This is a genomic window from Achromobacter sp. NFACC18-2 (assembly GCF_900108985.1).
Taxonomy (GTDB): Bacteria; Pseudomonadota; Gammaproteobacteria; order Burkholderiales; family Burkholderiaceae_B; genus Achromobacter.
In genome coordinates this window covers 89,526-101,115 of the sequence record NZ_FNYM01000022.1, presented here as the reverse complement: position 1 = coordinate 101,115, position 11,590 = coordinate 89,526, and the positions used below count along the sequence as shown (strand labels likewise).

Genomic DNA, 11,590 nt, shown 5'->3' with positions numbered 1-11,590 from the left:
GGGGGTATAGCTCAGCTGGGAGAGCGCTTGCATGGCATGCAAGAGGTCAGCGGTTCGATCCCGCTTACCTCCACCAGTACGCAGTTCTGTAGTAACGCAGTACAGTAGTAAAGTTGTTGGTTCCAGGTCCCCTTCGTCTAGAGGCCTAGGACATCACCCTTTCACGGTGAGTACAGGGGTTCGAATCCCCTAGGGGACGCCAGCTTTGGTTGGCATGTAGTAAAAGCTGCCTTGACACCGCAGCGTAGTTGTTCAAGTCGTCTGTTTGATGACGTCTGTTTAGGCCGCTGCGGAGCGGTAGTTCAGTTGGTTAGAATACCGGCCTGTCACGCCGGGGGTCGCGGGTTCGAGCCCCGTCCGCTCCGCCAAGCACTTTGTGCCTGCAGATCGCCGTTCACGGCACACCCAGAAAGCTCCGGATTCCGGAGCTTTTTTGTTTTGTGCCCGGCCTTCCGGCGCCGCCGTTCGCGCGGTGCAATCCCCTCCCGCTGTACCCCTTCCGCGAGACTCGTCCGTTTTGACCTCTGGACAGCGTCGCCACGCGGCTTCATGCTTGCGCGTATACGCCAGACAAAGAAAAGAGGCCTACGTGACCCCCAATGACGCCGCACCCCAAGCACATCGCCAACACCTGCAAAGCATCATTGCGGGCTTGAACGAGGGCATCATTCTGCTTGAGGCCGACGGGTCGATCGCCTGGGCCAACGCCAGCGCACTTGCGCTGCATGGCGTCGAAGACATCGACGACCTGGGCGGCACGCCCGCCGGCTTTCGCAAGCGATACACGCTGACGTACCGCAACCACCACCGCGTGCCGGCACGCCAGTATCCCCTGGACCGGCTGGCGGCCGGCGAAGAGTTCGACGACCTGCTGCTGGACCTGGGCCGCAAGGACGATGAAGAGTTCCTGCGCAACCTGCTCGCACGCGGCCTGAACCTGGACGACGGCGGGCCCTTCCCGTACCGGGTGCTGATCCTGCATGACCAGACGGCGCAGATCAACGCCGAGGTGCGATTCGAACGCACCTTTTCGGCCAATCCGGCGCCCGCGCTGATCTGCCGGCTGTCCGACCTGCGCTACGTGAAGGTCAACCAGGGCTTTCTGGAGATGACGGGCTACGCGCGCGACGCCGTGTTGGGCAAGTCGGCCTATGAACTGGACGTGCTGGATGGCGGCGAGGACAAAGAGTCCGCCGTCGCGCGCCTGAACGAAGGCCGCACCATTCCCCAGCGCGAGGGCGTGCTGAAGCTGCCGGACGGCTCGAGCAGATTCGTCGTGGTGGCGGGGCAGCCGATCGACATGCATGACGAGCCCTGCATGCTGTTCACCTTCATCGACCTGGAGGGCCGCAAGCGGACCGAAGAGGCGCTGCGCGAAAGCGAAGAGCGTTTCTCGAAGGCGTTCCGGCTGGCGCCCGTGCCTATGGCGGTGTGCGACGGCGACACGCTCAACGTGCTGAACGTCAACGACGCCTTCACGGCCGTGACGGGAGTGGCGCTGGAGGACAACAACGAACAGGACCTCACCGACCTGGGGCTGCGGCCCTATGAAGGCATGGTGGCCAGCCTGAAGCGTGGTGAAAGCGTCCGCAACCGCGAAGCGGCGATGATCGCCCAGGACGGTGGCGAGCTGGACTGCCTGGTGTCCGCCGAACCCGTCATGATCGGCGGGCTGCGGCGCGTGCTGATCGTGATGCAGGACATCACCGACCGCAAGCGGTCCGAGACCGAACTGCTGACGGCGATCGAGGCGGTCATGCAGGACACCTCGTGGTTCAGCCGCGGCATCATCGAAAAACTGGCGCAACTGCGCCAGCCCGCCCCCGCCACGCGCGACGTGGCTGAGCTGGCCCAACTGACGTCGCGTGAACGCGAGGTCCTGGGCCTGCTGTGCCAGGGCCACGACGATGACGGGATCGCCAAGGCGCTCAAGCTGTCGCGCAACACCGTGCGCAACCACGTGGCGACGATCTACAGCAAGATCGGCGTGCATCGTCGCAGCGCCGCCATCGTGTGGGCCCGCGACCGGGGTATCACCGGACACGAGAGCACGCGCAACCGGGACAAGCCCGCCAAGTCTTGAGCGGGCTGCTTGAGCGGACCGTCTGGAATTTACAAATTGACACCATATTTTCGGCGACTCGCACTCGCCGAAGATGACGCCGCGTTCGGTTGAGCCGACCTTCAAAAGCGGTCAATTTTTCCTATCTATACGTCAAGTCACCTGCAAAAACGGCCTTGTTGAGCGCATTGCGCAAAACGGCCGCAGCTTCTTACGATCCGCCGATCCAGCCCCTGGCCCCGCCAGCGGGCGCGAATCGAGCACGAACGAAGGAGCCAGACCTTGCAGACCGCGTATATCCCCGTCCCGACGGCGCCCAAGCGCCAGACTGCCCCGGCATGGACCGCCGACGACATCCTGGCGCTCTACGCGCTGCCGTTCATGGACCTGCTGCATCGGGCGCAGCAGACGCACCGCGCCCATTTCGACCCCAACGTCATCCAGCTCTCCAGCCTGCTGTCGATCAAGACCGGCGGCTGTCCGGAGGACTGCGCCTACTGCCCGCAATCGTCGCACTACGACACCGGCGTGGAGGCCGACAAGCTCATGCCGCTGGCGGACGTGGTGGCCGCGGCGCGCGCGGCGCAGGCCAGCGGCGCGCAGCGCTTTTGCATGGGCGCCGCCTGGCGCAGTCCCAAGCCGCATCACCTGGATGCCGTGGCCGAGATGGTCAGCGCGGTCAAGGCGCTGGGCCTGGAGACCTGCGTGACGCTGGGCATGCTGCGCGACGGCCAGGCCGAACAGCTCAAGCACGCCGGGCTGGACTACTACAACCACAACCTGGACACCTCGCCCGAGTTCTACGGCAAGATCATTTCGACGCGCACCTACCAGGATCGGCTGGACACGCTGGACCGCGTGCGCGACGCCGGCATCAGCGTGTGCTGCGGCGGCATCGTGGGCATGGGCGAATCGCGCCGCGAGCGCGCGGGCCTGATCGCACAGCTGGCCAGCATGGAGCCCTACCCCGAGTCCGTGCCGATCAACAACCTGGTGCAGGTCGAAGGCACGCCGCTGTCGGGCGTGCAGGCGCTGGATCCGTTCGAGTTCGTCCGCACGATCGCCGTGGCGCGCATCGCCATGCCGCGCGCCGCCGTGCGGCTGTCGGCCGGGCGCGAGGCCATGGACGACGCGCTGCAGGCGCTGTGCTTCATGGCCGGCGCCAACTCCATGTTCTACGGCGACGCGCTGCTGACCACGGCGAATCCGCAGATCGAGGCCGACCAGCGCCTGCTGGAGCGTCTGGGCATGCGCGTCGATGCGGCCGGCCACGGCCATGGCCACGGGGAGAGCGAATCATGCCGTTGACGCCGGGCCTGATGTATCTGGCGGCCAGCGTCGCGTGCAGCGTCACTGTGGCGGTGATGCTCAAGCTGGCGCGGCGCTGGCAGGTGGACGTGCGCCAGGCCATCGCCATGAACTACGCAGTGGCCGCCCTGCTCTGCTGGCTGGTGCTGCGTCCCGATCCCGCCCGCCTGCTGGCGCCCCAGACGCCCTGGATGGTGCTGGCGGCGCTGGGCGTGCTGCTGCCCAGCGTGTTCCTGGCGATGGCGGCGGCGCTGCGGCACGCCGGCATCGTGCGCAGCGACGCCGCGCAGCGCCTGTCGCTCTTCATTCCGCTCCTCGCGGCCTTCCTGTTTTTCGGCGAGCCGGTCACCGGACGCAAGCTGGCGGCGATCCTGCTGGCCTTCACCGCCCTGTTCTGCCTGCTGCGCCAGCCGCCGCGCATCCGCCTGTCCGAGTCCACCGCGGCGCAAGACCGGCGCGCGATGTGGCTGTGGCCGCTGGTGGTGTGGGCGGGCTATGGGGTGATCGACATCCTGTTCAAGCAGCTTGCGCGCGCCGGCACCGCGTTCTCGGGCGGCCTGCTGGTGTCGTTCCTGATGGCGGGCGCGCTGATGCTGGCCTATCTGCTGTGGCGCCGCGTGCGCTGGCAGGGACGCCATCTGGCCGCCGGCGTGGCGCTGGGACTGGCGAACTTCGGCAACATCCTCACCTACGTCCGGGCGCACCAGTCCTTGCCAGACCATCCGGCGCTGGTTTTCGCATCGATGAACATGGGGGTGATCACGCTGGGCACCCTGGTGGGCGCCCTGGCGTTTCGCGAACCGCTGACGCGCGTGAATGGGCTGGGCATCGCGCTGGCGCTGTCCGCCATCCTGCTGATGACGCCCTGGTGAAGCGCCGGTGACGGCCCCGTGGCAATGATGCCGCTGACGATGCCCGAGTAAGGGCGGATCAGGTGCCCGTGCGGACCTGCCGCTCGGGTTCGGCCTCGGGTTCGGCGTCGGCCACGGGATCCGGCGCCGGGTCGCCCACGGGTTCGGGCGGCGCGGGTGCCGCGGACGGATCGGGCTGCACCATTTCCATGGCGATGTCGTTCTCCGGATCCACCCGCGGATCCAGCACCGCGGCCGCCGGCGAGCTCTGGAGCGTATCGGGCATGGGCACGAAATGCGTCGGCGCCTCCTGGACCTGGTGCGCGCCGGTGACGCGCGTGGGACGCACCTGCCAGACCAGGATCACGGCGCAGGCCGAGATGAACACGTAGTACATGCTGGGACCGCCCCACGACATCATCACGCCCGCGATCATCGGCCCCAGGCAGGCGCCCACGCCATAGGTCATGAGCAGCACCGCCGACAGGCTGACGCGCCGCTCGGACTCGACGTGGTCGTTGGCAAACGCCGCGCCCAGCGGATAGAGCGTGAACTGCAGGATGCCGAAGACGCAGGACATGGCGACCAGCGCCCAGAACGGCAGCGCGATCCAGCCCCACATGACCGTGGGCAGCAGGACCAGCAGCAAGGCATTGAAGCGGATGAGGCCCGCGCGGTTGATGCGGTCGGACAGCCAGCCCATGGGCCACTGCGACAACAGCCCCGCCGTGACGGCGGCCGCGACGAAGACGGCGGCCTGCGACGTGGACAGCCCGTGCTTGGCGCCGTACACCGCGGCCAGCCCGTAGAAGGCGCCCGACAGGTTGCCCGCCACGAACAGGACCGTCATGGAGAGCGGCACGCGCCGCATGAAGAACCGCACGTCCAGGGGCGCGGGCAAGGGCGTGGGCGGGTGCGACCGGGCCGTGACGGCCAGCGGCACCAGGCACAGCACCAGGCACATGGCCACCAGGGTCAGCGGTCGCAGATCCAGCGTGGCGTAGGCCGTGAGCGCCAATTGTCCGAGCACCGTGCCCAGTCCGGAGACGACCATGTAGACGGAGAACACACGCCCGCGCTGGTGGTTTTCGGTCTGTTCGTTGAGCCAGCTTTCGATGACCATGAACTCGGTCACCATGACGATGCCGGAGATGATGCGAAACACCAGCCACATCGGCATGGAGTCGACCAGCGTCTGCGCCAGGATCATGCTGGTGGCGATGGCCGCGCACGCGACGAACGCGCGGATGTGGCCGACGCGGATGATGAGCTTGTGCCCGAGGCGCGCGCCGCACACGAGGCCGAGGTAGTAGCCGGCGATCAGGACGCCGATCCACACTTCGCTGACGGACTGCGCGGTCAGCCTCAGGCCCATGTAGGTGTTGAAGAGACCCGTGCCGATGAGCATCAGCAAGGTCGCGAAATAGAGCGACGAAAACGAGGAAATCGTGGAGAGCATGGCGTCGACAACCGCTGCTGGCGCTGGCGCGGCGGGCCGCCGGGGCGGCCCGCGCGTCACGCGGTAAAACGGGGAACTGCGGGGATCAGGCTTGCGAGAGCATCGTGGCCGCGTCGCTGACTTCGAACTTGCCAGGCGCTTCCACGTTGAGCTGCTTCACGACGCCGTCGACGATCAGGGCGGAGTAGCGCTGCGAGCGCACGCCCATGCCGCGCTGGACGAGGTCCAGTTCAAGGCCGAGTTCCTTGGTCCACAGCGCGGAGCCGTCGGCCAGCATGCGGACCTTGCCTTCGGTCTTCTGTTCGCGTCCCCACGCGCCCATGACGAACGCGTCGTTGACGGACACGCACCAGATTTCGTCGATGCCCTTGGCCTTGAGGGCGTCGGCCTGTTCGACGTAGCCCGGCAGGTGCTTGGCCGAGCAGGTGGGCGTGAAGGCGCCGGGCACGGCAAAGAGCGCGATGGTCTTGCCGCGGGTCAGGTCGGCGACCTGGAACGCGTTGGGGCCGAGCGAGCAACCGGCGGTTTCGGTCTCGATGAATTCGGTCAGCGTGCCATCGGGCACGCGGTCGCCGACTTTGATCGTCATGTAGATCTCCAAGGTAAAGGGGGGCAATGCATTGAGGCAAGAGCGCCTCACAGCCCCCATCATAGTTCGTGCGCGGCCGGCCTGCTGCCTTTGGCGGCGGGGGAAAAGAAGATGAACAGTCTGAAACGACTCCACACCGCGCCCACACGAGCCGGAAACGCCCGCTTGCCATAATCGCGTGATAGAGAGACATCGCCCGCCGCCGCCGCGAAAGGCCGTGTGCCGCGCCGGGCCTCACCGGGAGACTTTCGATGCGCAAGATCCTGACCGGGCTGGCATGGATGCTGGCCGCCGCCGCCCCGGCCTGGGCGGCTCCGGACGCCGCCGAACAGGCCCAATACGATTCCTTCGTCATCGCGGCAGGCGCCTCCAATGGCGCGGCGCGCGCGTGCGGCGCGTCCGAACCCGACCTGGCGCAACACCAGGACACGGCGCGCAAAAACCTGATGCGTTATGCCGACGAGTACCAGTTTGCGGCCGGCAACTATGACGCCCTGTTCAAGCAGGGCCAGGCCGAAGGCAAGACGATGATGGACGACATGAAGCGTTCTGGCGTCGACGGGTGCCGGGGCGTGCTGGGCGGCTTCCAGAGCGAGCGGGTCATGACGTACGAGGGCATGAAGCGGGGTTTTGCCGAGGTTGGCGACGGGCTGCCGGGCGAAAAGGCGCGATAGCCCCGCGGGCGCGGCGCCCGTGCCCCGGCACGCGCGCCACCCCGTTTTCCGACTTACAGGCCGTGCTGCTTGAACCAATCCAGCATGCGCGTCCAGGCCTGCTCCGCCTCTGACTTGCGGTAAGAAGGTCGGTAATCCGCGTGAAAGGCGTGCGGCGCGTCGGGGTAGACGTCGATGCGCGACGCCTTGGCGGCCGCGGAGCCCTTGGCCAGTTCCACGCGCATGCGGTCCACGTCGGCCTGCGAGATGCCGGCATCCTTGCCGCCATAGGCGCCCAGGACCGGGGCCTTGAGGTCATTGACGATGACCAGCGCGGACTTGGGCTTGAGCTCGGTGGGTTCGCCCGCCAATTGGCCGTACCAGGCGGCGCCGGCCTTGAGCCGGGGGTTGTGGGCGGCATAGAGCCAGACCTGGCGGCCACCCCAGCAGAAGCCCAGGATGCCCAGCCTGTCGGGGTTGCCGCCGTTGGCGGCGGCCCAGGCGGCGGTGGCGTCCAGGTCGGCGATGACCTGTTCATCCGGGACCTTGCTGACGACTTCCGCCAGCAGCCGCGGGATTTCGGTGTATTTGGACGGGTCGCCCTGGCGCGCGTACAGTTCCGGCGCGATGGCGAGATAGCCCCGGTGGGCCAGGCGGCGGCAGACGTCCTGGATGTACTCATGCACGCCAAAGATTTCCTGCACGACGATAAGCGTGGGCAGGTTCTTCTTGCCCTCGGGCGCGGCGCGGTAGGCGGGTATCTTGCCGTCCGGCGCCGGAATGTCGATCTTGCCGGCCACGAGGCCCTTGGCGTCCGTGGCGATGGCGGTCTGCGCCACCGCCGGTCCTGCCGCCAGCGAGAACCCCGCCGCCACGGTGGTGGCAATGAAGCCTCGCCGGTCCAGCCGCAAGGGCGGGAGCAGGCTGTCGAACTGCGCGTCCTGGTCTTTCATCGAGCATCTCCTGGAAAAAGCGGGCGCGGCAGGGACGCGCCTCGCGCCCCGCCTGGGCCTGCCGAGTTCACTTCAGGGAGAAGTCCACGCGCGAGGGTTGCCCCTCGTCCTTGATGCCATCGGCGTCCAGCTGCGGCGCAACGATGAACACGCGATCCGCGAGTCCTTCCTGGGCTTGCAACTTCTCATAAACCGCCTGCGCGCGGGCATCGGCCAGTTGGCGCAGTTGTTCCTCGCCGACCGGGGCCGCGGCGCGCAGCATGGCCTCCATCTGCGCGGCCGGAACGGATTTGGCCATGCCGATGAAATTGCGCGGTTTGTCCTTGAGGTCGGTGTCATCGTAGACCGCTTCGAGGTATTTGGGGCGTTCGGCGCCCGACACCTCGACGCCCGCCGGATTGGGCTTCTTGCCTCGCGGAGCGACGTCGGCGGCCTTGGCGGCGCGGATCCGGGCGTCGACCCAGGCCTGCCGCAGGCCTTCGCCGTCGGTCTTGGGGTCCGCGCGGCCGCTGATGTCCATCTTCAGCGCCGGCCGCTCGGTCAGCGCCTTGATGAGCGTGTCGATGCGCTGCTGCGAGTCGTCGGTGAGGACGGCGCTGCCCGGCGCGAATTCGACGTAAGACAGCTCTTCGCCGCTGCCGAACGCCGAGGCCAGCAGGCTGAAGGGCGAAGTCACCGCCTTGACCACCAGGTTCATCAGCACGCGCACCACGATTCCGCCGACGGAGAATTCGGGGTCGTCCAGCGAGCCGGAGATCGGCAGGTTGATGTCGATGTTGCCGCGCGAGTCCTTCAGCAGCGCGACGGCCAGCAGCACCGGCAGCTTGGTGGCGTCGGGACTGTTGGTCTTGTCGCCGAACGTGAGCTGGTTGAGCACCACATGGTTGGTGGCCTGCAGGGCGCGGTTCTTGATTTTGTATTCCAGGTCGACCGACAGCTTGCCGCGCTTGATGGGATAACCCACGTACTTGGCCGAATACGTGTTGAACCGCGGCAGGTCGACGCCCTTGGCCGACGCCTTCAGGTCCAGCGACAGGTATTTGGCGAACGGCTGCACCACGCCGCTGATGGACAGCGGCGCGGTCGTGTACACCCGTCCCGTGACCTTGACCTTGGCGGGCTGCGGATTGGTGGAGGACACGGCGGAGATGCCGCCCTCGATGCTGGACAGCTCGGCCACGTAATTGGGCTTGACGAAGCGGTCGGTGAAGGTCATGCGGCCGCGGGTCAGCGTGACACTGTTGACCGAGATGTCGGGCATGGAAGCGGCGCCGCTGCCCTTGGCGGAGGCGGTGGGCGCTGGCGGCGGTTCGGCGCTGCGGCCGGGCGTCTGCGTGTCCTGCGTGATGGAGCCGCCGGCCTGGCCGGGCGCGGCCACCAGGTCCATGACATTCAGCCGGCCTTGGGCGTTGAGCAGGATGCGGCCATAGAAATCTTCCAGGGCGATGTCGCCCAGCCGGGCGACGATCCGGTCGCCCGCCACGGCGATGTCCATGCCGGTCAGGCCCAGGCGTTTCCAGTTCAGGAAGTCGTCCTGGTTCACGCGGTCCTGGAGGTCCAGGTCGGTGACGTCGACGGCGCCCTTCCAGGCGGCCTTCATCGGCGCCGCGCCGGAGGCGGCGGCGAATTCGGCGTTGCCTTGGGCGCCCAGCGTGACGGCGCGGACGGTGGCGTTCAGGCTGGAGGCGAAATACGGCGCAAACGAGGCGACATTCAGCCCCGAGAGGGCCACGGACGTCTTGAGCGTGAGCGGCTGCGGGGTCAGGACGCCCTTGAGATCCAGCTTGCCGTTGCCCTGGATGCCAGCCGCGGCCAGCGTGAAATTGCTGGGGCCCGGTCCGAGGGCGAGGCGGTCGGCCGTGACGCGCAGGCTTTGCAGGGCAACGTCCAGCGCGGGCCGGAGCGATTCGTCGCGGGCCTTGAATTGCGTGAGGTCGGCCTGAACGGCCGTGGCGGACGCATCGACCGCGCCGCCCTTCTCGCGCACGTGGACCTGCGCGGTGGCGGCCAGCCGGCCATCGAGCAGCGTGACCGGGGCCGCGCTACGCACGGCCGGCGCCAGCGGCGCCAGCGCCACATTGCCCAGCCGCACGTCCATGTCGAGCGACAGCGGCTTGATCACCAGCGGCCCCTTGGCGCGCAGCCAGCCGCCGTCGGCGCTGTTGTCCATGGTCAGCCACAGATTGATGGGCCGGTCCGGCTGCTGCGGCAGCTCCACGCCTTCGACGGTGGCGGCCAGGCCGGTCATCACGTAGTCCAGCTTGCTGATCGCGTCGGCGACGTAGACCTCGCCTTCATGCAGGTTGAAGGCGTCGAGCGTGACCTTCCATTCCGCGGGCGCGGGGGGATCTGCGGCGGGACCTGCGGGGGGGACTGCGGACGGGTCCGCGGGCGGCGCAGCGACGGAGGCGGGATCGGCGGGCGCCGGCGGCTCGCCAGCGGCCCTGGGCTTGAGCCCGCTTGCCTTGCGCATTTCGTCCCGCAGCGGCGTGGCGGCCGGTTCCACGCCGCCCAGCGCCTTCAGCCCGGCGACGACGTCCTGCCAGTTGAGGTTGGCATTGGCCTGGCGCCGCACGTGGACCTGCGGCGCCCACAGGCCGATTTCGCCGATATACACCTGGCGGGCGATCGGCTCCAGTTCCAGCCGGCTGACGGTCAACGCGCTCCAGGCCGCCAGGTCGCCGCCGGCAGGGTCGCGCAGGTCCAGGCGACGCAAGCCCACGTCGCCGACGATGCGGATCTTGGGCGGCGCGTCCTTGGGCTGCTCGAAGACGACCTGCAGGTTCGAGTCCAGCAGCGCGCTTTGCACCTTGAACGGCAGCGGCATGGGCCAGACGTCGGCCCACTTCTCCAGTTGCAGGCCATCGAAGGCCACGCGCAGCGTGGACGAGGGCACCACGTCGAACGGACGCGCCACGCCGGTCAGGTCGAACGGGCTGCCGTTGATGCGCAGATGCAGGCGCGGCTGCACGTCGATGTCGGTGGCGTAGCCGAAGGTGGAGATGAACGGCACGCCGATGGTGAACTCGTCCACGACCTGCTTGCGCCCGGTGACCTTGTCGTCCAGCGTGACGGTGCCGTCCTCGATCACCATGTTGTTGAGCGAAAAGCGCGGCAGCCCTTCGTCCGGCTTGGGCGGCTCGTCGGGCTTGGCGGCCGTCAATTCGGCCACGCGTTGTTCTATGTCAGAGAAATTGAACCGCAGGACGTCTTCGCGGACGATGGCGATGTTAGGCTGGCGCAGCGTCAGACGGTCGACCACCGGCGCGAACCAGAACAGCGAGGTCCACGATGCGCTGGCATCCAGTTCCGCCAGGGTCATGAGCGGCGTCTGCGCACCGGGCTGGGCCACGGCCAGGTCTTGCGCGCGGACGGTCAGCGTGAAGGGATTGAAGGTGATCTTGCCGACGGACACGTCGCGTCCGATCATCTTCGAGACATCGTCGGTCAGGACGCCATGCAGGACCTTCGGGACCTGCCAGGCGGCAACGCCAAACAGTATCAGCACGAACGCCACAATACCCAGGAGAATCTTGCCGGCGCGTCGGGTGAACCGTAGCTTGGGCATCCGCACGGGCATCGAAAGTCTCCTGAACCAAATTGAAGGCGATTTTCGTCCTTCCACTGACTACAGGCGCGATTGTCGCGCCCCCTCTACTGCTCGTCTATCATAGGCGTAACAGCGGCCCCGCCCGGCCTGCCGGGCCCCGCCCTT

General features: G+C 67.5%; 8 protein-coding genes and 3 tRNA genes. 7 read left to right on the top strand and 4 right to left on the bottom strand.

Annotated features, from left to right (window positions below):
- From BMW75_RS26415 to BMW75_RS26390, 6 genes are all read left to right on the top strand, one after another.
- Positions 1 to 76: transfer RNA gene (locus tag BMW75_RS26415), tRNA-Ala, on the top strand.
- A gap of 50 nt (positions 77 to 126) precedes the next feature.
- Positions 127 to 202: transfer RNA gene (locus BMW75_RS26410), tRNA-Glu, on the top strand.
- 89 nt (positions 203 to 291) lie between these two features.
- A tRNA-Asp gene (locus tag BMW75_RS26405) sits at positions 292 to 368 on the top strand.
- 221 nt (positions 369 to 589) lie between these two features.
- Entirely contained in the window at positions 590 to 2,083 is a 1,494-nt protein-coding gene (locus BMW75_RS26400; RefSeq protein ID WP_092582506.1) for a helix-turn-helix transcriptional regulator, read from the top strand.
- A gap of 261 nt (positions 2,084 to 2,344) precedes the next feature.
- Entirely contained in the window at positions 2,345 to 3,370 is a 1,026-nt protein-coding gene (gene bioB, locus BMW75_RS26395; protein WP_092582505.1) for a biotin synthase BioB, read from the top strand.
- A complete protein-coding gene (locus BMW75_RS26390) occupies positions 3,367 to 4,242 on the top strand; it encodes a DMT family transporter (RefSeq protein WP_076521766.1) in 876 nt (291 codons plus the stop codon). The genes bioB and BMW75_RS26390 overlap by 4 nt, the downstream gene beginning before the upstream one ends.
- 58 nt (positions 4,243 to 4,300) lie before the next feature.
- On the opposite strand, the gene BMW75_RS26385 is transcribed toward BMW75_RS26390, so the two are convergent.
- A complete protein-coding gene (locus BMW75_RS26385; protein ID WP_092582504.1) occupies positions 4,301 to 5,680 on the bottom strand; it encodes an MFS transporter in 1,380 nt (459 codons plus the stop codon).
- An 85-nt stretch (positions 5,681 to 5,765) separates the two neighbouring features.
- Complete coding sequence (locus BMW75_RS26380) at positions 5,766 to 6,269, bottom strand: peroxiredoxin (RefSeq protein WP_076516125.1); 504 nt, start codon at positions 6,267 to 6,269, stop codon at positions 5,766 to 5,768.
- Between the two features lie 251 nt (positions 6,270 to 6,520).
- On the opposite strand from BMW75_RS26380, the gene BMW75_RS26375 reads away from it, so the two are divergent.
- The gene (locus BMW75_RS26375) at positions 6,521 to 6,943 is read left to right on the top strand and encodes a hypothetical protein (protein WP_092582503.1); all 423 of its coding nucleotides are present in this window, start codon (positions 6,521 to 6,523) and stop codon (positions 6,941 to 6,943) included.
- Positions 6,944 to 6,996: 53 nt separating this feature from the next.
- Here the strand turns inward: BMW75_RS26375 and BMW75_RS26370 are convergent, their stop codons facing one another.
- Both BMW75_RS26370 and BMW75_RS26365 read right to left on the bottom strand, forming a co-directional pair.
- Positions 6,997 to 7,875 carry a dienelactone hydrolase family protein gene (locus BMW75_RS26370; RefSeq protein ID WP_092582502.1) on the bottom strand — a complete coding sequence of 293 codons (879 nt, stop codon included), beginning with the start codon at positions 7,873 to 7,875 and terminating at the stop codon, positions 6,997 to 6,999.
- A gap of 67 nt (positions 7,876 to 7,942) precedes the next feature.
- The gene (locus BMW75_RS26365) at positions 7,943 to 11,455 is read right to left on the bottom strand and encodes a DUF748 domain-containing protein (RefSeq protein WP_092582501.1); all 3,513 of its coding nucleotides are present in this window, start codon (positions 11,453 to 11,455) and stop codon (positions 7,943 to 7,945) included.
- Positions 11,456 to 11,590: the final 135 nt, after the last annotated feature.